Annotated in this window: 21 protein-coding genes and 2 pseudogenes; 13 read left to right on the top strand and 10 right to left on the bottom strand. The window is 74.6% G+C overall.

Annotated features, from left to right (window positions below; translation table 11 throughout):
• Nucleotides 1–38: 38 nt before the first annotated feature.
• Both ACFYML_RS33735 and ACFYML_RS33730 read right to left on the bottom strand, forming a co-directional pair.
• Nucleotides 39–746 carry a B3/4 domain-containing protein gene (locus ACFYML_RS33735; protein WP_387424487.1) on the bottom strand — a complete coding sequence of 236 codons (708 nt, stop codon included), beginning with the start codon at nt 744–746 and terminating at the stop codon, nt 39–41.
• A gap of 9 nt (nt 747–755) precedes the next feature.
• Nucleotides 756–1,367 (bottom strand): LysE family translocator, encoded by a 612-nt coding sequence (locus tag ACFYML_RS33730; protein ID WP_387424486.1) that lies wholly within the window; start codon nt 1,365–1,367, stop codon nt 756–758.
• A 29-nt stretch (nt 1,368–1,396) separates the two neighbouring features.
• Between ACFYML_RS33730 and ACFYML_RS33725 the strand changes: the two genes are divergently transcribed.
• Nucleotides 1,397–2,872, top strand: a complete 1,476-nt coding sequence (locus tag ACFYML_RS33725) for a PLP-dependent aminotransferase family protein (protein WP_387424485.1) — start codon at nt 1,397–1,399, stop codon at nt 2,870–2,872.
• A gap of 100 nt (nt 2,873–2,972) precedes the next feature.
• On the opposite strand, the gene ACFYML_RS33720 is transcribed toward ACFYML_RS33725, so the two are convergent.
• Nucleotides 2,973–3,965, bottom strand: a complete 993-nt coding sequence (locus ACFYML_RS33720; protein ID WP_387424484.1) for a helix-turn-helix transcriptional regulator — start codon at nt 3,963–3,965, stop codon at nt 2,973–2,975.
• A 44-nt stretch (nt 3,966–4,009) separates the two neighbouring features.
• Here ACFYML_RS33720 and ACFYML_RS33715 point away from each other — a divergent pair, with 44 nt between their 5' ends.
• Together ACFYML_RS33715 and ACFYML_RS33710 are read left to right on the top strand one after the other, a co-directional pair.
• Nucleotides 4,010–4,486 (top strand): hypothetical protein, encoded by a 477-nt coding sequence (locus tag ACFYML_RS33715; protein ID WP_387424483.1) that lies wholly within the window; start codon nt 4,010–4,012, stop codon nt 4,484–4,486.
• On the top strand, nt 4,486–4,941 hold the full coding sequence (locus ACFYML_RS33710) for a hypothetical protein (RefSeq protein ID WP_387424482.1): 456 nt from the start codon (nt 4,486–4,488) through the stop codon (nt 4,939–4,941). The genes ACFYML_RS33715 and ACFYML_RS33710 overlap by 1 nt, the downstream gene beginning before the upstream one ends.
• A gap of 19 nt (nt 4,942–4,960) precedes the next feature.
• Here ACFYML_RS33710 and ACFYML_RS33705 read toward each other — a convergent pair.
• Nucleotides 4,961–5,059, bottom strand: a pseudogene (locus ACFYML_RS33705) (TetR/AcrR family transcriptional regulator); the annotation flags it as partial.
• Between the two features lie 108 nt (nt 5,060–5,167).
• Here ACFYML_RS33705 and ACFYML_RS33700 point away from each other — a divergent pair.
• The 3 genes and pseudogenes from ACFYML_RS33700 to ACFYML_RS33690 form a co-directional block, all read left to right on the top strand.
• Nucleotides 5,168–6,628, top strand: a pseudogene (locus ACFYML_RS33700) (flavin-containing monooxygenase); the annotation flags it as partial.
• A 42-nt stretch (nt 6,629–6,670) separates the two neighbouring features.
• On the top strand, nt 6,671–7,564 hold the full coding sequence (locus ACFYML_RS33695; protein ID WP_387424498.1) for an SDR family NAD(P)-dependent oxidoreductase: 894 nt from the start codon (nt 6,671–6,673) through the stop codon (nt 7,562–7,564).
• On the top strand, nt 7,561–8,415 hold the full coding sequence (locus tag ACFYML_RS33690; protein WP_387424481.1) for an alpha/beta fold hydrolase: 855 nt from the start codon (nt 7,561–7,563) through the stop codon (nt 8,413–8,415). The genes ACFYML_RS33695 and ACFYML_RS33690 overlap by 4 nt, the downstream gene beginning before the upstream one ends.
• Before the next feature lie 13 nt (nt 8,416–8,428).
• Here the strand turns inward: ACFYML_RS33690 and ACFYML_RS33685 are convergent, their stop codons facing one another.
• The gene (locus tag ACFYML_RS33685) at nt 8,429–9,226 is read right to left on the bottom strand and encodes an inositol monophosphatase family protein (protein WP_387424480.1); all 798 of its coding nucleotides are present in this window, start codon (nt 9,224–9,226) and stop codon (nt 8,429–8,431) included.
• A 65-nt stretch (nt 9,227–9,291) separates the two neighbouring features.
• On the opposite strand from ACFYML_RS33685, the gene ACFYML_RS33680 reads away from it, so the two are divergent.
• The 3 genes from ACFYML_RS33680 (at nt 9,292) to ACFYML_RS33670 (ending at nt 12,436) form a co-directional block, all read left to right on the top strand.
• Nucleotides 9,292–10,398, top strand: coding sequence for a CapA family protein (locus tag ACFYML_RS33680; protein WP_387424479.1), 1,107 nt, complete (start codon nt 9,292–9,294; stop codon nt 10,396–10,398).
• Nucleotides 10,399–10,469: 71 nt separating this feature from the next.
• Complete coding sequence (locus tag ACFYML_RS33675; RefSeq protein WP_387424478.1) at nt 10,470–11,132, top strand: GntR family transcriptional regulator; 663 nt, start codon at nt 10,470–10,472, stop codon at nt 11,130–11,132.
• Complete coding sequence (locus tag ACFYML_RS33670; RefSeq protein ID WP_387424477.1) at nt 11,129–12,436, top strand: nitrate/nitrite transporter; 1,308 nt, start codon at nt 11,129–11,131, stop codon at nt 12,434–12,436. The genes ACFYML_RS33675 and ACFYML_RS33670 overlap by 4 nt, the downstream gene beginning before the upstream one ends.
• An 88-nt stretch (nt 12,437–12,524) precedes the next feature.
• On the opposite strand, the gene ACFYML_RS33665 is transcribed toward ACFYML_RS33670, so the two are convergent.
• The gene (locus ACFYML_RS33665) at nt 12,525–12,944 is read right to left on the bottom strand and encodes a hypothetical protein (RefSeq protein ID WP_387279017.1); all 420 of its coding nucleotides are present in this window, start codon (nt 12,942–12,944) and stop codon (nt 12,525–12,527) included.
• Between the two features lie 150 nt (nt 12,945–13,094).
• Here ACFYML_RS33665 and ACFYML_RS33660 point away from each other — a divergent pair, with 150 nt between their 5' ends.
• On the top strand, nt 13,095–14,183 hold the full coding sequence (locus ACFYML_RS33660; RefSeq protein ID WP_387424476.1) for an S-(hydroxymethyl)mycothiol dehydrogenase: 1,089 nt from the start codon (nt 13,095–13,097) through the stop codon (nt 14,181–14,183).
• Nucleotides 14,180–14,809 (top strand): MBL fold metallo-hydrolase, encoded by a 630-nt coding sequence (locus ACFYML_RS33655; protein WP_387424475.1) that lies wholly within the window; start codon nt 14,180–14,182, stop codon nt 14,807–14,809. Before ACFYML_RS33660 ends, ACFYML_RS33655 begins: the two co-directional genes overlap by 4 nt.
• Nucleotides 14,810–14,844: 35 nt before the next feature.
• Here the strand turns inward: ACFYML_RS33655 and tsaA are convergent, their stop codons facing one another.
• The 4 genes from tsaA to ACFYML_RS33635 all read right to left on the bottom strand — a co-directional run bounded on the left by tsaA (nt 14,845) and on the right by ACFYML_RS33635 (nt 17,549).
• Complete coding sequence (gene tsaA / locus ACFYML_RS33650; RefSeq protein ID WP_387424474.1) at nt 14,845–15,276, bottom strand: tRNA (N6-threonylcarbamoyladenosine(37)-N6)-methyltransferase TrmO; 432 nt, start codon at nt 15,274–15,276, stop codon at nt 14,845–14,847.
• 235 nt (nt 15,277–15,511) lie between these two features.
• Entirely contained in the window at nt 15,512–16,315 is an 804-nt protein-coding gene (locus tag ACFYML_RS33645; RefSeq protein ID WP_387424473.1) for a TIGR03084 family metal-binding protein, read from the bottom strand.
• 30 nt (nt 16,316–16,345) lie between these two features.
• Nucleotides 16,346–16,951, bottom strand: coding sequence for a copper resistance CopC family protein (locus ACFYML_RS33640; protein WP_387424472.1), 606 nt, complete (start codon nt 16,949–16,951; stop codon nt 16,346–16,348).
• 1 nt (nt 16,952) lies between these two features.
• Nucleotides 16,953–17,549: a hypothetical protein gene (locus ACFYML_RS33635; protein ID WP_387424471.1), complete on the bottom strand. Its 597-nt coding sequence runs from the start codon at nt 17,547–17,549 to the stop codon at nt 16,953–16,955.
• A gap of 444 nt (nt 17,550–17,993) precedes the next feature.
• Here ACFYML_RS33635 and ACFYML_RS33630 point away from each other — a divergent pair, with 444 nt between their 5' ends.
• Both ACFYML_RS33630 and ACFYML_RS33625 read left to right on the top strand, forming a co-directional pair.
• Nucleotides 17,994–18,524, top strand: coding sequence for a DUF5987 family protein (locus tag ACFYML_RS33630; RefSeq protein WP_387424497.1), 531 nt, complete (start codon nt 17,994–17,996; stop codon nt 18,522–18,524).
• On the top strand, nt 18,521–20,176 hold the full coding sequence (locus ACFYML_RS33625; protein WP_387424470.1) for an FAD-dependent oxidoreductase: 1,656 nt from the start codon (nt 18,521–18,523) through the stop codon (nt 20,174–20,176). Before ACFYML_RS33630 ends, ACFYML_RS33625 begins: the two co-directional genes overlap by 4 nt.
• Nucleotides 20,177–20,213: the final 37 nt, after the last annotated feature.

Raw genomic sequence — 20,213 nt, 5'->3', positions numbered from 1 at the left:
TGGGGGCTCTCCAGCGACTCCGGTCGCCCGGGAGCCCCTCAGCTGGCCGCCGGCGCCACCGCGAAGACCGGCGCGTCGGCGGTCAGCACCGCCGACCGGACCGGTGCCCGCCACCGGTCCGCCACGGCCGAGGCCAGCTCGGCGAGCATCCGGGGCACCGTCTCGGCCCCGCCGTCGTGCAGCGCCTCGATCACCACGAGCACCTCCGTGGTGTCCTCGCGGACCGCCGACCAGCCACTCTGCCGGTGGGTCCAGCGGCGGGAGTGCGCCCGGCCGGCCGAGTCCGCGAAGACCGTCTCGCCCGGCTCGGGGCGTTCGTCGTCCCCGCCGAGGGTCAGGTACGTCTCCGCGCCGGTGGCCGGTCGCACCGCCAGGTCCCCGTCGATCCGGTCGACGTCGAGGACGGCCACCGGCACGGCGTACCCGAGGGAGAGGGCGTTGCCCAGGTCGACCAGCGGGTGCAGCCGGGGCAGGCGGCCGTCGCGGCGGAAGCGGCGCAGCAGCGACTCGGCGGCGCACCGGTAGCGGGTCGGTGCCAGCCCCATCCGGGCGAAGGCCCGCCGCCACGCCTGGATCTCCGGGAATCCGCTCTCCGGACCGGCGGCGAGGCGGGCCCGGGCGGCGTCGGCGTACCGGGTGAGCCAGGGGCCGACGTCGGCGGTGGGGGTGATGCCGGTGACGTGCAGTACGCCGCAGGCCAGCTCGGGAAAGGTCGACCAGACCTGCGGATCGTGCCGGAAACGCACGGGAGACTCCTATCGGGCGGTGAGGGCCAGGCCGAGGCCCAGGGCGAGGAAGCTGCCGGCGAAGCCGCGCCGCAGCAGCGCGGTCAGCCGGGGCCGGGCCAGCACCCGGCGCCGGAGCGTGCCGGCCAGCACGCCGTACCCGGCGAAGACCACGAAAGTGGTCAGCATGAAGACCGTGCCGCAGGCCAGCATCCGGGCCGCCGCCGCGGGCGCGTCCGGGGGTACGAACTGCGGCAGGAACGCCACGAAGAACACGGTCACCTTCGGGTTGAGCAGGTTCACCAGCACCCCGTCGAGGATCAGCCGGGCGGCCGGGCGGGGCGGGGCGCCGTCGTCGAGCGGCAGTGGCCCCCGATCGCGCAGCGCGGACCAGGCCATCCAGAGCAGGTAGGCCACGCCCAGCCAGGTCACCACCCGGAACGCCGGGGTGCCGGCGCGGAGCACGGCGGCCAGGCCGGTGACCGCGGCGGCCAGGTGCGGGACGAGGCTGACCGTGCAGCCGGCGGCGGCGACCAGTCCGGCGCGGCGGCCCGCGGCGAGCCCGGCGGAGAGCGTGTAGACCACTCCGGTGCCCGGGGTGGCCACCACGACCAGCGTGGTCAGCAGGAAGGCGATGCTCATGCGGTCTACCCTGCGGCCATAATGGTCCGATGGACAGGGCCAAAGCCCCGGTGGTCGAGGGGTCCATAGCGGCCGGCGCCGATTTCCTCCAGCTCGACGTCGGCGAGGCCCCGCCGGGCGGGCGCGCCGACTGGCTGGCCGGGCGGCTGCGGGCGGCCATCGCCGACGGCCGGGTGCCGGTGGGGGCTCGCCTGCCGGCCAGCCGGGTGCTCGCCGCCGAGCTGGGTGTGTCCCGGGGCGTGGTGACCGAGGCGTACCAACGGTTGACCGAGGACGGGCACGTGGTGGGACGGGGCCGGGCCGGCACCGTCGTGGTGGCCACCCCCGCCGCGGTGGTCACCCGCGCGCCGGCGGCACCTGCCCGGGTCGGGGTGTTCGCCGACCAGCCCGACACCGACGTCTTCGACGCCCTGCGTACCGCCCCGGCGGAACTGGACCTGACGCCCGGCGTACCGGATCTGGCGGCCTTTCCCCGGGCGGCCTGGCTGCGCGCGGAACGGGCGGTGCTGCACCGCCTCGCGCCGGCCGCCTTCGGGTACGGCGACCCGACCGGAACCCCCGCGCTGCGGCTCGCGGTCGCCACCTGGCTGGCCCGCAACCGGGGCATCCGGGTCGACCCGGCCGAGGTGGTGATCGTCGCCGGGGTGTCCCAGGCGCTCGGCCTGCTCGCCCAGGTGCTGCACGGCGACGGCGTGCACACCGTCGCCGTGGAGGATCCCGGATCCCTCGGCGTACGCCAGCACCTGCGCAACTGGCGGCTGGACACCCCGCCGGTGCCGGTCGACGCGCACGGGCTGCGGGTGGACCTGCTGGCGGCCAGCGGCGCCCCGGCGGTGATGCTCACCCCGGCGCACCAGTTCCCGACCGGGGTGGTGCTCGACGGTGACCGGCGCCGCCGGCTGCTGCGCTGGGCGCAGCGGGGCGGCCTGGTCATCGAGGACGACTACGACGCCGAGCACCGCTACGACCGCCCGCCGGTGCCGGCGCTGCGGGGCATGCTGCCCGAGCAGGTCTGCTACGCCGGCAGCGTCTCCAAGCTGCTCGCTCCCGCCCTGCGGATCGGCTGGGTGCTGGTGCCGCAGCGGTACCACCCGGCGCTGGTGGCGGCCAAGCGGATGGCCGACCTGGGCAACGCCGCGCTGCCCCAACTGGTGCTCGCGGAGCTGATGGACTCCGGCGCGCTGGAGCGGCACCTGCGGCTGCTGCGCCGCCGGCACGTCCGCCGCCGGGACGCGATGATCCGGGCGATCCACCACCACCTGCCCGGCGCGGTCGTGCACGGCGCCGCGGCCGGCCTGCACCTGCTGGTAACCCTCGACGGCGACGTCGACGACGTCGAGCTGGCCGCCGCGGCGCTGCGCCGGGGTATGAAGGTGCAGCCGCTGTCCTGGCACGGGCAGCGGCCGCAGCCGCCCGGCCTGGTGCTCGGCTACGCCGCGAACGTCGCCAGCGACATCGACCGCGGCCTCGCCACCGTCGCCGCCGCCCTCCGCGACCTCCCCTGACCGCCGACCACCCCGCTCCCGCGAACGCCCCGCCGAGACGCTCCCGTTGATCAAGAGGTCTGCGTCTCCGTAGTGATCAACATCGACGCAACCTCCTTGATCAACTGGGTGGGGCGGGCGATGGCGGGTGGTAGAGGGTGGTCAGGGCGGTGGCGGTGGTGGCTAGGTGGTCGCGCAGGGCGGTGGGGGAGAGGACCTCCACCTCGGCGCCGAGCCGCAGCAGTTCGCCGTGGGCGTGGGTGAGCGACTCGATCGGGATGACCGCCCGGACCCAGCCCGCCGCGTCGGCCGGGCCGGCGCTGGCGTCCACCGCGGCGACCACCGGGTCACTGGCGATCTCCCGCAGCCGTTCCCGGCCGCGCGGGGAGAGCCGGATAGTGGCCTCGTCCCGGTGCAGCCGGGCCCGGAAGTCCGCCACGTGCGTCCGCCACCAGTCGGGCAGGTCGAACTCGGGCCGCTCGAACGGCTCGTCGAGCGGGGTGAGGTCGAGGATCTGGTTGACCCGGTAGGTCGCCGGCTCGGTCCGGTCCGGCCGGGCGGCCACCACGTACCAGCGACCGCCCTTGAGCACCAGGCCGTAGGGCTCCAGCACCCGGGTCACCTCGCCGGTCCAACTGCGGTAGCGGACCTCGATCCGGTGCTGCCGCCACACCGCCTCGGCCGCCGGCGCCAGGTACGGCGACGGGTCGCCGTCGGAATACCAGCCGGGGGTGTCCAGGTGGAAACGCTGTTGCAGCCGGGTCGCCCGGTCGGCCAGTGGGGGCGGCAACGCGGCCCGCAGCTTCAGTTGCAGCGTGGCCACCACCGACTGGTAGCCCAGTTCGGCGGCCGGCCCGGGCAGCCCGGCGAAGAGCAGCCGGTCGGCCTCCTCCGCGGTGAGCCCGGTCAGCCGGGTCCGCCAGCCGTCGACCAGGCGGTAGCCGCCGGCGTGGCCGGCCTCGCCGTACAGCGGGATGCCGGCGGCGTGCAGCGACTCGACGTCCCGGTAGATGGTGCGCACCGAGACCTCCAGGCGGCGCGCCAGTTCGGCGGCGGTGAGCCGGTCGTGGGCCTGGAGCAGCAGCAGGATGGACAGGAGACGGCTGGCCCGCATTCCCCTGACACTACCTGTCAGGGGACCGGTCCTACCGTCCCGGCATGGCATTCCGAGACAAGGAGCTGACCGTGCCGGGGACCGTCGAGGTCGCCGGCCGGCACGTCAAGCGCTACCACATCGACCAGCCGGACCGCCGGCTCGAACCGGCCGTGATCGAGGCCGCGTACGCGTACCTGCCGAAGCTGCTGCCCGGGTCGGACGGCGGCACCCCGCCGGCGAGCTGGGTGGTGCTGCACCGGGGCGCGGACACCGGGGCATACCTGCTGGCGTACAGCTGGTTCTTCGACAACGTGGTGGAGTGCCGGATCGCGATCGCCGGGCAGCCCGCGTTGGACTGCCCGGACGACGACCCCACGCACTTCATCCCACTGGACCGGCCCGGGGTGGGCTGCGTCTGGGAACTGGGCGTGCTGGAGCACGAGCGGGCCGCCTGGGTCCGCCACCTGCTCGCGCCGGACCGGCCCGACCTGGCCGGATATCTGGCCGACTTCCGGGCCGAGGGGCCGGTGGGCCACTGATGGGCGACTTCGACTTCCTCGTGGGCAGCTGGGACGTGGCCAGCCGGCGGCTGCACAAGCGGCACGTGGGCAGCGACGACTGGGACGAGTTCCCCGGCACCACGGTCGCGCACCGGTTCTTCGACGGCGCCGGCAGCTTCGACGAGATCCGCTTCCCGACCCGCGGCTTCTCCGGATCCACGGTGCGGATCCTCGACCCGTCGACCGGGCTCTGGTCGATCTACTGGATGAACAGCCGCCGCGGCGTCCTCGAACTGCCGCCGGTGGTGGGCCGGTTCGTCGACGGCGTCGGCACCTTCTACGCCGACGACACCGACGAGGGGCGGCCGGTCCGCTGCCGGTTCATCTGGTCCGGCATCACCCCCACGTCCTGCCGCTGGGAGCAGGCGTTCTCCACCGACGGCGAGCGCACCTGGGAGACGAACTGGATCATGGAGTTCACCCGGACGGGCTGACCGGTCCGGCCGGCGGGGGAGCGGTCGTGCGGTCCCGGGCGGGCAGCCCGTCCGGGGCCGCGCCGCGCCGGCGCTCGCCCTCGATGGCCGCCTCGACCGCGCGTACCCAGCGCTCCAAGGACCTCGGCGGACCTGGGCGCCACCCCGACTCGTAAGACCCCTCACAGTTTTCCGTCGGCCGTTGGTGGATAGTGTCCGGACCACTGCCGCCCGAACGGGAGACGCCATGGCCTCCGACCACGTCGACGTCCTCATCGTCGGTGCCGGGCTCTCCGGCGTTGGCGCCGCCGTCCACCTGCACCGCAACTGCCCCGGGAAGACCTACGCGGTCCTCGAGGCCCGCGGCGCCATCGGCGGCACCTGGGACCTGTTCCGCTACCCGGGCATCCGGTCCGACTCCGACATGTACACCCTCGGCTACTCGTTCAAGCCGTGGACGAACCCGAAGGCGATCGCCGACGGCGACGCCATCCGGGAGTACGTCCGCGAGACCGCCCGGGAGTACGGCGTGCCGGAGCACATCCGCTTCCACCACCGGGTGGTGCGCGCCGAGTGGGACAGCGGCACCGCCCGCTGGACCGTGCACGCCCACCGTGACGACACCGGCGAGGACGTCGTCCTCACCTGCGCGTTCCTGTTCACCTGCGCCGGCTACTACCGCTACGACGAGGGCTACACCCCCGAGTTCCCCGGGATCGAGCGGTTCGCCGGCCGGCTGGTGCACCCGCAGCACTGGCCCGAGGACCTCGACCACACCGGCAAGCGGGTGGTGGTGATCGGCAGCGGCGCCACCGCCGTCACCCTGGTCCCGGCCATGGCGGAGCGGGCCGGCCACGTCACCATGCTCCAGCGCTCACCCACGTACGTCATCGCGCTGCCGTCGCGCGATCCGCTCGCCGACGCGCTGCGGCGCCGCCTCCCGGCGAAGGCCGCCTACGCCGTGGTGCGCTGGAAGAACGTGCTGCTCGGGGTGGTCAACTTCCAGCTCAGCCGGCGCGCCCCCGGCCTGGTCAAGAGGTTCCTGCGCCGGGCCGCCCAGGGTCGGCTGCCGGTCGGGTACGACATCGACCGGCACTTCGCGCCCCGCTACAACCCCTGGGACCAGCGGCTCTGCGTGGTGCCCGACGGGGACCTCTTCGCCGCGGTCAGCGACGGGCGGGCCGCAGTGGTCACCGACACCATCGAGGCCTTCACCGAGCACGGCATCCGGCTGACCTCCGGCACGGAACTGCCCGCCGACATCGTGGTCACCGCCACCGGCCTCAACCTGCTCGCCCTGGGCGGCATGACCCTCGCCGTGGACGGCACCGAGGTCGACCTGGCGCAGACCGTCGCCTACAAGGGCATGATGCTCTCCGGCGTGCCGAACTTCGCCCTGACCATCGGCTACACCAACGCCTCCTGGACCCTCAAGGCGGACCTGGTCGCCACGTACGTCTGCCGACTGCTGCGCCACCTGGACGGCACCGGCCAGCAGATCGTCACCCCGGTCGCCCCCGCCTCCGGCGAGCTGGTGCCGCTCATCGACCTGAAGTCCGGGTACGTGCTGCGCGCCGTCGACCGGCTGCCCAAGCAGGGCCCGACGGCGCCGTGGCGGCTGCACCAGAACTATCCCCGGGACGTGCTGCTGATGCGGCACGGCCGGCTCACCGACGAGGGGGTCCGCTTCTCCCGTGCCGGTGCGCCCGCCCCCGCCGGCCGCGCCCGTCGCCTGACCGAGAGGAGCGCGATGCGTCACTTCGTCTTTCCCGGTGGCACCGCGGTGGTCACCGGCGCGGCCAGCGGCATCGGCGAGGCCCTGGCGCACGGGCTGGCCCGGCGCGGCGCCGATCTGGTCCTGCTCGACCGGGACGCCGAGCGGCTCGACGCGGTGGTCGCCGCGATCCGCGCCGCCCACCCCGACAGGCGGATCGACACCCACCTCGTCGACCTCGCCGACGCCGACGCCACCGACCGGGTGGCCGCCGAACTCCGCCGGCGGCATCCCCGGATCCGGCTGCTGATCAACAACGCGGGAGTCGCGCTGGGCGGTCGGTTCGACCAGGTCACCCTGGCGGAGTTCCTCTGGGTGATCGAGATCAACTTCCGGGCCGTGGTCCGGCTGACCCACGCGCTGCTGCCCGCGCTCAAGACGGAGCCGGGCGCCCACCTGGTCAACATCTCCAGTCTGTTCGGGCTGATCGCGCCCGCCGGGCAGGCGGCGTACTCGGCCAGCAAGTTCGCCGTCCGCGGCTTCACCGAGGCGCTGCGGCACGAGCTGGTCGAGGATGGGGTGGGCGTCACCTCCGTGCACCCGGGCGGCATCCGCACCCGGATCGCGGCCAGCGCCCGGGTGGGCAGTGGCGTCTCCCGCGAGGAGTACGAGGCCGGCCGGAAGGAGTTCGAGAAGCTGCTCTCCATCGACCCGGCGAAGGCCGCCGAGGTGATCCTGCGCGGCGTCGAGCGCCGCCGGGGCCGGGTGCTGATCGGCTGGTCGGCGAAGCTGCCCGACCTGCTGGCCCGGCTCGCCCCCGCCTCGTACGGGAAGGTCCTGGCGCTGGGGATGAACCGACGGGCCGCCCGGGTGCCGGTGCCGCGGCCCGCCCCCGAGCCGGTCGCGCCGGAGCCGGAGCGCTCGTCGTGACCGTCGCCCTGCCGCCCGCCGACAGCGTGGCGGTGGCCGGCCGCCCGGTCCGCTGCCGCATCGCCGGTGCCGGCCCGCCCGTGGTGCTGCTGCACGGCATCGGGCGCACCCTGGAGGACTTCACCGCCCAGCACGAGCTGCTGGCGCGCGACCACCGGGTGATCAGCGTCGACCTGCCCGGCCACGGTGGCAGCGCGCCGCTGGACGCGCCGCACACCCTGCCCGCCCTCGCCCGGGCGGTCGCCGAGTTCCTGGACGCCGCCGGGGTCACCGGTCCGGCGCACCTGGTCGGCAACTCCCTCGGCGGGGCGGTGGCCATGCGGCTCGCCGCCGACCAGCCGGCCCGGGCGGCGAGCCTGGTGCTGGTCAACAGCGCCGGCTTCGGCCCGGAGGTCACCGTCGCGCTGCGGCTGCTCGCCCTGCGCCCGCTGGCCCGGCTGCTGCTGCGCCCGCACCCGGCGATCGCCCGGCGCACCGAGCGGGCCATCTTCCAGGACCCGGCGTACGCCACCGAGGAGCGGATCGCGCTCGCGCTGGCGGTGGCCCGCCAGCCGCACGCCGCGCAGGTGATGGGGGAACTGGTCCGCAACCTGGGCACCTGGCGGGGCGTACGGCCCCAGTGGCGCGCCGAGTTGCTTGCCGCGGTGGCCGCGCTGGACCTGCCCGTGCTGGTGGTCTGGGGCGACCGGGACCTGATCCTGCCCGCCCACCACCTGGCGGCGGCCCGGGCCCGACTGCCGCGGGCGCGGACCCACCTGTTCCCCGACACCGGGCACATGCCGCAGATCGAGCGGGCGCAGGCGTTCCACGCCCTGGTCACCGACTTCTGGTCGCGCCCCGTCGCCAGCTGACGCGTACGGTGCCTCAGCCCAGGAACTGCTCCTCGACGAGGGCCAGCAGGGCGCGGTGGGTGTCCTGGTCCGCCGCCACCAGCAGGCCGCCCGCGCGGGTGTGCAGCGGCTGTCCCCGCAGGCCCGTGACCACGCAGCCGGCGGCCCGGCACAGGGCGATTCCGCTGGCGAAGTGCACGCTGTCCGCCAGCTGGCCGTCGGTCACGTACGCCGCCCGCCGGCCGGCGGCCACCCAGGCCACCGCCAGGGTCGTGGAGACCACCCGCGGCCGGAACCGCGCCCCGAACTCCGGGTGCGCGAGCAGCCGGGCGGCCTGGAACGCGGGACCGTTCGGGAACGGCGGGTCGAGGTTGACGTCCACCAGCCGGGACTCGGCCGACGGGGTGAGCGGCTCGTCCACCCCGTCCCGGCGTACCTGGGCGGGGCCGCCGTCGGTCCAGAACAGCTCCCCGGCGAACGGGTCGGCCGAGGCGGCCACCGCGACGCCCGCGCCGGTCCGCAGCGCCACGTTCACCGCGACCAGCGGCATCCGCGCCGCGTAGTTCAGGGTGCCGCAGAGCGGGTCGACCAGCCAGGTGCGGTCGGCGCGTTCGGCCCCGGTGCGTCCGCTCTCCTCGCCGATCACCGCGTCGTCGGGCCGGGCGGCCCGCAGCACGTCGAGGATGGCCTGCTCCGCCTCCAGGTCGGCGGCGGTGGCGAAGTCGCCCCCGGACTTCTCCACCCGCGCCAGCGTGGCCCCGTACCGGGACCGCACGACGGCGGCCCCCGCCTCCGCGGCGGCGATCGCCACGTCCCGATCCATGATCATCATGGCTGGAGCATAGAACGGGTGGGTCCGGCAGGTGCGGGAGCGCCCGGGGTGGGAAGACAACCGCCATGCCCGAGGTGACCCTCTTCCTCGCCGGCGACGTGATGACCGGCCGGGGGGTGGACCAGATCCTGCCCCACCCGGGGCCGCCCGCGCTGCGCGAGCCGGCCGTCACCGACGCCCGCCGCTACGTCGAGCTGGCCGAGTCCGTCACCGGCCCCGTGCCGCGCCCGGTGCCGCCGGACTGGCCGTGGGGCGAGGCGCTGGAACTGCTGAACGCGCTGCGCCCGGATGCCCGGATCGTCAACCTGGAGACGTCGGTGACCGGCCGTGGCGAGTACGCCCCCGGCAAGGGCATCCACTACCGGATGCACCCGGCGAACCTGGCCTGCCTCACCGCCGCCCGGCTCGACGTCTGCGCGCTGGCCAACAACCACGTCCTCGACTTCGGCCCCACCGGGCTCACCGACACCCTCGAGGCCCTGCACACGGCGGGCATCCGGACCGCCGGCGCCGGTCGGGACGCCGACGAGGCGTGGCGGCCCGCCGTGGTGCGGCTCACCGGGGGCCACCGGCTGCTGGTCTGGTCGGTGGGCACCCCGTCCAGCGGCGTGTACCCGCAGTGGGCGGCGGCCGGCGGGCGGCCCGGGGTGGCGTACCTGCCGGACGCCTCGTCGAGGTCGGCCGAGGCGCTCACCGAGCGGATCGCCCGGGAGGCCCGGCCCGGGGACCTGCTCCTGGTCTCGGTGCACTGGGGGTCGAACTGGGGCCACGAGGTGCCGGACGAGCACATCCGCTTCGCGCACACCCTGGTCGACGCCGGGGTGCACGTGGTCCACGGCCACTCGTCGCACCACCCCCGCCCGATCGAGCGGTACCGGGGGCGGCTCGTCCTGTACGGCTGCGGCGATCTGATCGACGACTACGAGGGGATCGGCGGGCAGGAGTCGTACCGGCCCGAGCTGCGCCTGCTGCACCTGCCCACGCTCGACGCGGAGACCGGCGAGCTGCGCCGGCTGCGGCTGGTGCCGGTGCGGATGCGGGGGATGCGGCTGCAGCGGGCCGCCCCGGAGGAGGCCCGCTGGCTGGCGGACCTGCTCGACGGGCTCGGTGCCCCGTACCGGACCCGGTTCAACCTTGGCGACGACGGCCTGATCACCCTGCGCCCCGACTGAAGCGCGTGGGACGGGTCACGTTCGAGGGGGCGGCAGGGGGCTGCGACGCGCTCGGCACACATCATAGATACATGACGCATCCCACCGCTTCGGCGCGTACCGCCGGGCCCTCGGCCGCCGAGCGGGCGTACCGGCACCTCAAGCGGGCCATCCTGGAACAGGTCTATCCGGGCGGGCAGCTGATCAGCGAGGGCGAGATCGCCGAGGCGGCCGGGGTCTCCCGTACCCCCGTCCGGGAGGCGCTGCTGCGCCTGGAGGCCGAGGGCCTGGTCGCCCTCTACCCGAAGCGCGGGGCGCTGATCCGGCCGGTCTCCACCCGGGAGATCACCGACGTGATCGAGGCCCGACGCCTGGTCGAGCTGCACGCCGCCGAGCGGGTCTGGCCCCGCCGCGCCGAGATCAGGGCCGACCTGGCCCGCTGGCTCGACGAGATGCGGCAGGCGCACGCCGCCGGCGACGTCACCGCCCTGATGGCCGCGGACCGGGCCTTCCACGCCACCGTGGTGGAGGCGGCCGGCAACGAGATCCTCGCCGAGCTGTACCAGCGGCTGCGCGACCGGCAGCTCCGGATGGGCGAGGCCAGCTTCCGCCTCTCGCCGGGCTGGGCCGACGTGGTGCTCGCCGAGCACGCCGGCCAGCTCGCCGCGCTCGACGGCGACGACATGCAGGCCTGGCTCGACGCCGTCGGCGCGCACGTCGACAACGCCGCGACCGTGCTGCGGACACTGCGGTGAGCGCCGCCGCCCCTACCGTCGCCCCACGCCGCTCCGCCGCCCTGGTCTACGCGGTCGCCGTCACCGCGTACGTGACCGCCGTCTTCCACCGCAGCTCGCTCGGCGTCACCGGGGTGGACGCGGCGGACCGCTTCCACATCAACGCCGCCGCCCTGGCGACCTTCTCCGTCGCCCAGCTCGCCGTGTACGCGGCCATGCAGGTCCCGGTCGGGGTGCTCCTCGACCGGTTCGGCTCCCGCCGGCTGCTGCTGGCCGGCGGCGCGCTCATGGCCGCCGGCCAGCTCTGCTTCGCCCTCGCCACCGACGTCCGGCTCGCCATCGCCGCCCGGGTGCTGGTCGGGCTCGGCGACGCGATGACCTTCATCAGCGTGCTGCGGATCGTGGCGTTCTGGTTCCCCGGGCGGCGCAACCCGCTGCTGGTGCAGCTCACCGGCACCGTCGGGCAGCTCGGCGCGGTGCTCGGCGCCGTACCCCTGGTGGCGCTGCTGCACCACGTCGGCTGGACGCCCGCGTTCCTCACCTCGGCGGCGCTCGGCGCGACCGTGCTGCTGCTGGTCCTCGTCGCGGTCCGGGACACCCCGCACACCCAGCACCCCGCCGCCGTCGCCACCGACCTGGCCACCGTACGCCGGCAGCTCGTTGACTCCTGGGCCCAGCCGGGCACCCGCCTCGGCCTGTGGGCCCACTTCGTCACCCAGTTCTCCGGCTCGGTCTTCGCGCTGCTCTGGGGCTACCCGTTCCTGGTCCAGAGCCAGGGCTTCGCGCCCACCGCGGCGGCGTCCCTGCTCACCCTGATGACCGTGGTGACCCTGATCTGCGGGCCGGTGATCGCGCACCTGTGCGCCCGGCACCCGTTCCACCGGTCGGTGGTGGTCTTCGCCATCACCGCGGCCACCGCCGCCGTGTGGGCGGTCGTGCTGGCCTGGCCGGGACGCGCGCCGCACTGGCTGCTGGTGGCCCTTGTCGTCGTCCTGGCGGTGAACGGTCCCGGCTCGATGATCGGCTTCGACTATGCGCGCACCTTCAACCCGATGCACCGGATCGGCAGCGCCACCGGGATCGTCAACGTCGGCGGGTTCGTCGCCTCGATCCTGCTGATCCTGGCCGTCGGCGTGGTGCTGGACCTGGCCACCCCGGCCGGCCGCGACACCCCGCCGCTGGACGCGTTCCGTTGGGCGTTCGCGGTGCAGTACCTTCTGTGGGGCCTCGGTGCGGTGCAGGTGCTGCGCTACCGCAACGCCACCCGCCGTCGGCAGGCGGCCGAGCGCACCGCCGCCCCGGTGCCCGCGCCGGCCGGCGCCTGACCGGCGGCCGGGCCGGATACGCCGGCGGTGCGGATACGCCCTCGGCGCGGCTCCCGCCCCGCGAGCACCGTCGAGCGCGCGGAGTGCCTCAGAGGTGCTTGCGGCGGTGGGTCAGCGCGTCCAGCACCAGGGTCAGCCCGGCGCCGACCAGCCAGACGTCCTTGGCAAGGCCGATCCCCGCCTGGGTCGGTCGCAGGCTGTTCTGCTCCCGCATGCCCGGCGTCTTCAGGTAGAGCTGCACCAGGCCGGCGCCGAACGCGGTCAGCCCCGCACCCGCCAGCAACGACGGCACGAACGGGACGAGCAGCGCGGCACCCAGGGCCAGCTCGGCCCGGGACAGCAGCTTGGCGAACTGGTCCGGCGCGAACTGCTGCAGCTGCGGGATCGCGCCGACCGCCATACCGTGCATGCCCGCGGCGGCCTCGCCCTCCAGGCTCCGCTTGCTGAGCCCGGAATTCAGGATGAACGCGCCGATGGCGACCCGCAGCGGCGCATGCGTCAGCTTCATGATCACTCCCGTCAGTGCCGGAGAAGCCCGGGCCCCCGCGTACCCCGCGACGCGCGGGATAACCCGCCCCGCACCGGCGACCCGGCGATGGTGATCGGGCGGTAGGTTCGCTCCAGGGACGTGATCGCATACCGACCGCAGGAGGGGCCCGTGAGCCAGGAAGTCCGGGGAGTCGTGTCGCGGCGCAAGGGCGCGCCGGTGGAGGTCACCACCATCGTGGTGCCCGACCCGGGGCCGGGCGAGGCGGTGGTCCGCGTCCAGTCGTGCGGGGTGTGCCACACCGACCTGCACTACCGCGAGGGCGGCATCACCGACGAATACCCGTTCCTGCTCGGGCACGAGGCCGCCGGTGTGGTCGAACAGGTGGGGGCGGGGGTCACCGGGGTGGCCCCCGGCGACTTCGTGGTGCTCAACTGGCGGGCGGTCTGCGGGGTGTGCCGGGCCTGCCGCCGGGGCCGCCCGTGGTACTGCTTCAACACGCACAACGCCGCTCAGAAGATGACTCTCACCGTCGGCACCGAGCTCGCCCCCGCCCTCGGCATCGGCGCGTTCGCCGAGAAGACCCTGGTCCACGCCGGGCAGTGCACCAAGGTCGACCCGGCCGCCCGACCCGCCGCCGTCGGGCTGCTCGGCTGCGGCGTGATGGCCGGCCTCGGCGCGGCGATGAACACCGGTCAGGTGACCCGCGGCGACTCGGTCGCGGTGATCGGCTGCGGCGGCGTCGGCGACGCGGCGGTCGCCGGGGCGGCCCTGGCCGGGGCGACCACGATCATCGCGGTGGACACCGACTCCCGCAAGCTCGACTGGGCCCGCAGGTTCGGCGCCACCCACACGGTCAACGCCTCGGAGGACGACCCGGTCGAGGCGATCCGCGCCGCCACCGGCGGGTTCGGCGCCGACGTGGTCATCGACGCGGTGGGCCGCCCGGAGACCTGGAAGCAGGCCTTCTACGCCCGGGACCTGGCCGGCACGGTCGTGCTGGTGGGCGTACCTACCCCGGAGATGAAGATCGAGTTGCCGCTGCTGGACGTCTTCGGCCGCGGCGGGGCACTCAAGTCCAGCTGGTACGGCGACTGCCTGCCCAGTCGGGACTTCCCGATGCTCACCGAGCTGTACCGGCAGGGCCGCCTCGACCTGGACGCGTTCGTCACCGAGGAGATCGCCCTCGACCAGGTCGAGGAGGCGTTCGCCCGGATGCACCACGGCGACGTGCTCCGCTCGGTGGTGGTCTTCCCGTGACCGCCCGCGTCGACCACGCCGTCACCTCCGGCACGTTCTCCCTCGACGGGCAGACCTTCGACGTCGACAACAACGTCTGGGTGATCGGCGACGACGCCGAGTGCGTCGTCGTCGACGCCCCGCACGACGTGGCCGCCATCCGCAAGGTCGTCGGCGACCGCCGGGTGGTCGCCATCCTGGCCACCCACGCCCACGACGACCATGTCCGGGTCGCGCCCGAGCTGGCCCGGGTCACCGGCGCTCCGGTCCTGCTGCACCCCGCCGACCGGGTGCTCTGGGACCAGGTCCACCCGGACACGCCACCCGACGGGGAGCTGACCGACGGCCAGACGGTGGCGGTCGGCGGCAGCACACTGCGGGTGCTGCACACCCCCGGGCACAGCCCGGGCGCGTGCAGCCTGCACGCCCCCGACCTCGGCGCCGTCTTCACCGGCGACACCCTCTTCGCGGGCGGTCCCGGCGCCACCGGCCGCTCCTACAGCGACTTCGGCACCATCATCGATTCCATCCGGACCCGGCTGCTCACACTGCCGCCGGAGACCGTGGTCTATACCGGACACGGCGACGACACCACCATCGGCGCCGAGGCACCGCACGTCGCCGAGTGGATCGCCCGGGGTCACTGAACCACCGCCCGGCCGGGTCGCCGACCCGGTCGGGCTCAGCGCTCGCCGTCCAGCACCGGCTTGAGGTCGAGTACCGGGGTGCCGTCCACCGCTTCGAGGTCGGCCACCCGCACCCGCAGGCCGGCCACCTCGCGCACCCGTACCCGGTGCAGTCCGATCGGGTTCGGGCGGTGCGGCGAGCGGGTGCCGAACACCCCGGTCTCCGGCCGGGACCGGTCGCCCCGTGGGTGCACCACGAGCACGTCCCGCTGCGCCCGGTCCAGCCAGGTCAGCACCAGCAGGTCCGCACCGGGCCCCAGGCCGCGCAACGCCGGGGCGTACGTCTCGTCGAAGACCAGCCACGCCTCCGGCGCCCCCTCGTCGCCCTGCTTCGGCGCCAGCGCCGGATCGGTCAGCGGGGACTCGACCCGGCCGACGGGCCGCAGCGCGTACGACGCGGCCTCCGGGCCGGACGGATGAGTCTGCATCCGTACAACGTCGCACAGGGTGGGCCCGATGACCAGGCGGGCCGCCGGGTCGCCCCTACCCGCCGGCGACGGGGCCGCCGGACCGGTCCGGGTCGGAGCGGACCTCCTCGGCGGGGGACAGATCGGGGCGCAACCGGGCGGCGCCGTTCAGATAGACGTCCGACAGGGCCGACGCCGGCCGGGTGACGACGACGACGGCCGCGCGGTCGGTTCGCCGGCTGGTGACCGGCCGTGCCTAGGCCGTCCCGCCGGCGAACTGTCCCGGCTGCCGCCCGGCGCCGGCGGGGCCACGATAGGCCTGGGCGATGTCGAGCCAGCGGTCCGCCTCGGCGCCGGTCGCGGTGAGCGCCAGGTCATCCCGGTGGCGACGACGGGTCGCCAGGAGGCAGAGGTCGACGGCCGGCCCGGCGATCCGCTCGCCGGAGTCGGCCGGACCGAACGTCCAGGATGCCCCCGAGGGCCCGGTCACCTCGAACCGCAGCTGCACGTCGGGCACGGCCAGGCCGCGGGACTGGTAGCCGAAGTCCCAGGTCCGGACCACGAACTCGACCAGATGCCGGATCCGGTCGCCGTACTGCCGGCGCACGCCCAGCGCGTCGGCGATGTCCTGACCATGGGCGAAGAGTTCCATCATGCCGGCCGCCGCGAGGACCGCCGCCGGCAGCGGGCGGACCAGCCACGGCACCAGCTGCCCGGGCGGCGTCGCGGTCAGCGCTTCGTCCACCGCCGCACGCTCGGCCCGCCAGCGCTTGAGCAGCACCTCCGGCGGCTCGGCCAGGTAGCCGGCCAGGGCGTGCTGGACGTTCGTGTTGAAGTCGGCGCTGAGCCCGGAGGTGAGCCGGGTGAAGGCGTCCGGGTCGCTGACCGCCAGCTCGGCCATCCGGAAGGTGGCCGCCAGGTGGGCGATCTGGTGGGCGATGGTCCAGCCGGGCGCCGGCGTCAGGCGCTCCCACCCGGCGGTGTCCAGGTCGGCCACCAACCTGTCCACGTCCTGGCCCTCGGCGGTCAGCTGGGCGTACACGTCGGGTTGTGCGGTCACGAGTCTTCCTCTCGATCGGTCGGGCGCTGGTCAGGGAACCGGCCGGATGCCGGGCCCGGGATGGGCGGCGGGCGGCCCGGGTGGGACGGACGGGTTCGGTCCGGCGTGCCGTGGCCGCCGGGTCCGCAGCAGCATCGCCACCGCGCCCAGGACCACCAGGCCGTCGACCACCAGCAGCACCGCGCTGACCGGGTCGACGCCGTGCTGGTGTTCCGACACCGCCGCCGCCGGCACCGGTGCGGCCGGGGGTGGTGCCCCGGTGCCGACGCTGAAGCGCCGGCTGCCCTGCGCCTCGCCGCCGTCGGCGAACTCCACGTGGTACGCGATGGTGAAGACACCGGGCCGCTGGATCGAGACGGCCTGGACGAGCCGACGCCCGGCGGCGGTCGGCGTGTCGGACCGGTTGACCCGCCGGCCGTCCTCGGTGACGACGGCCAGGTGCGAGCGGGCCGCGACGGGGGCCCGGGAGAAGGTCAGCTCCACCTGTGTCGGCGCGGCGGACAGGGCGGCCCCGTCGGCCGGGACGCTGGCCGTGGCGTCGTCCCCGCCCGACGCCCCCGCGGGCGCGGCCGGCACGGCGAGCGCGACGGTGAGCACGGCCGGAACTACTGCCCGGATCAGGTGACGGCCAGCCATCTCAGGCGGGCATCGGCGAGGACGGCATCGGCTCGTGGTACGGGCGGCGGCTCGCCGCGCACGCGCAGGACATGGCCGCGCTCTCGGCCGGGCTGGGTCGCAGGTGCAGGTACATCGCGACCACCATCGGGATGAAGACCACCGAGTTGTAGAACAGGTGCAGCTCCACCCTCGGCAGGACCAGCTGCAGGACGCTGGTCGGCACCGTCGCGCCGAAGAGGTAGGCGCCGGTCTGGGCCTGGATGAACAGCAGGGCGTGCTCGATGTGATGCCAGAACTGCAGGGCGAGCGAGATCGTCCACCAGGTGCGGGCCCGCCCCACGAAGCCCGGTCGCAGCAGGAACAGGCCCACGAGCATGAGCAGGGCGTATCCGTAGTGGAGCCACTCCGAGGTGACCAGCCAGGGGTAGAACTGGCCGAGCACACCGCGGGCCGCCGGCCGGGGTGTGCCGAGCACCCAGATCTGGTAGGCCTGCACCAGGTGCTCGGCCCAGTGCGCCACGACGACGAGCAGGTAGAGCCGGAGCGCGGTCTGGTGGTACCGGCCGTTGATCCGGGCGACGAGGCCTCGGCCGCGCTCTGCCTCATGGACGCGCATGACTGTCTCCATCCGTGTGACTGGGGTGCACCAGCCACGCTAACGGCGTCCGGACGCGCCATGCTCTTCGATGTTGCGCAGTTCGGCAGAGCGCCGGCTGAGGTGCCTCACACCGCTTCTGAACTGCTCGGTTCTGGTTAGCAACTGGGAAGATGCGGCGTCTGGACGGCGATTCGGACGATAGGACCGGCCGTACCGGGCCAGCGCCACCCGGCCCGTGCGGAGCCTCGGCTGGCCGGGACCGGGCGGCCGCTGTCGGTCCGTCCCGGCGCGCGGCGGGCCGGGACGGCGCGCCGCCGGTACCCCCCCACGGGACGGGTCTCGCAGCCGGGCGGGGTCCGCGATGGTCGCCCGCTGCTGCCGGCACCCGACCAGTGCTCCTCACCGACGACAGGAGACACGCCAGTGCAACCGACTACCCCTGATGCCGACCCGGCAGTGACGATGACGTTGGAGGCGTTCGCCGACACGATCCTGCCCGGCGAGAAGCGCTCGCCCGACGATCGCAGCGTCGCCGGGGTTTCCGCCGGCGGCGGCGCGGTCGCGTCGGGCGCGGTGGACGTGCTGCGCACTCCGGAAGGCGGGATGGCCCCCGCCCTGGACGGCCTGGCCGAGGCGCTCAACGGCCACGCCCGCCGGTACGCCGAGGAGCACCGGTTGACGCCCGACGCGGACGTACCGCCGTTCGTGGCGCTCGCCTACCCGGACCGGGTGGCGTTGTTGCAGGAGCTGACCGGCGCGGACCACCCCGAGCGGGAGGCCTGGGTGAGCCTGGCCATGTTCAGCACGATCGCCTTCGACGCCGCCGCGCACCTGCACACCACCGACGCGCTCGCCGCCGGCCACCCCGGTCTGGCCACCCTCGGCTACTACCCACCCGACCGGGACGGGATCTGGCGGTTCCCGGAGTACTCCTACGGCCGGGTGCTCGCCCGACCGCACCCCGACACGACCCCCTCAGGGAGCCCGGCATGACGGTTACCGAGAAGACCGACGTCCTCGTGATCGGCAGCGGCTTCGGCGGCGCGATCACCGCGTACCACCTGGCCGCCGGCGGCGCCCGGGTGGTCGTGCTGGAACGCGGCCCGTGGCTGCAGGGCGAGGAGTTCGACCAGGACTTCAAGTTCGGCTCGTCCTCGACCCGGGTGTTCGACTTCGTCATCGGCGACGGGATGAGCGTGCTCAGCGGCAACTGCGTCGGCGGTGGCAGCGTCGTCTACTTCGCCGCCATGCCCCGCGCGCCCCGCTTCGTCTTCGACCGGCAGGGCAGCATCGGCCGTCGCATGTGGCCCGCCGCCATCTCCCGGGACACCCTGGACCCCTGGTACGACCGGGTCGCCGAGGCGTTGCCGGTCAGCCAGCAGACCTGGACCGACGTGCCGTACTCCGGCGGGCTGTTCGGCGCGGCCTGCGCCCACGCCGGCCGGACCGCCAACCCGGTACCGGTCGCCATCGACCGGGAGCGCTGCACCAACTGCAACTGGATGATGTCCGGGTGCCGCTTCGACGCGAAGCGGTCCCTGCTGCTGAACTACCTCCCGGCCGCTCTGGCCCACGGCGCGCAGATCCGGCCGATGCACGAGGTGCAGTACCTGGCCCGCACCGACGACGGCGGCTACCGGGTGCACTACCGCGTCCTGGACGAGGTCGACTACCGGGTCGAGGTCGGCGCCGGGGCGATCGACGCCCGGGTCGTCGTGCTCGCCGCCGGGGCGGGCGCCACCCCGGTGATCCTGCAACGTTCCGAGCCGCACCTCGGGCCGATGCCGTCGGCCGTCGGCCGGTACTTCTCCGGCAACGGGGAACGGCTCAACACGGCCGTCTTCGACGAGGACCGGGTGCGCGAGGTGCTCGGCCTGTCCCGGGCCGACGGCGTGCCGTACGAGGGCTACCAGATCGGCAAGGGGCCGTGCGTGGCCAGCTGGGACAAGTTGGACGGGGCACTGCCCGAGTACAGCCGCTTCTCGCTGGAGCAGCTGTACTTCCCGCCGGGCTTCGGCACCATCCTCGCCCAGGTGCCGGACGCCGTTGGCCCGACCTGGTTCGGCGCGGAGAAGAAGGAACTGCTCCGCCGCTGGCGGTCCTGGCTGACCATCTTCACGATGAGCGAGGACGACAACGAGGGGGTGTTCGGGCCGCCCCCGGAGTCCGGCAACTCGCAGCGGCTGTCCCAGCAGATGCTCGGCCGGGGGGCGCTGCGCTACCGGCCGACGCCCAACACGCTGCGCGGCTGGGCCGAGTCGGACGCGGCGGCGCGGGACATCCTCGAACGCGACGGGCTGTCTCGGGTGATGCCGTGGACCAACGAGGTGGTGGGCGCCTATACCGTGCACCCGCTGGCCTCCTGCCGAATCGGGGACGACCCGGCCACCTCCGCCCTGGACGACCGGCACGAGCTGCGCGACCACCCGGGCATCTTCGTGACCGACGGATCCGCCGTGCCGGGCGCCCTCACCGTCAATCCGGCCATGACCATCGCGGCGCTCGCCGAACGCGCGGTGCCGGGCATCGTGCGGGCCGCCCAGGAGCGGGGCGTGCAGGTCCGCTACGGCGCTCCGTCGCCGGACGGCGGCACCGCGGGTCGGCGCGGGGTCCTGCCCCTGGTGGCCGGCCGCACCGCGAACTGAGCGGGTGGCGCGCCGTCGCCCGGGCCGCCGCGCCGGA

It is taken from the genome of Micromonospora sp. NPDC007230 (assembly GCF_042869115.1).
In the GTDB taxonomy this organism is placed as follows: Bacteria; Actinomycetota; Actinomycetes; order Mycobacteriales; family Micromonosporaceae; genus Micromonospora.
The sequence above is the reverse complement of the archived record's forward strand: the minus strand, read 5'-3'. Positions and strand labels throughout refer to the sequence as shown.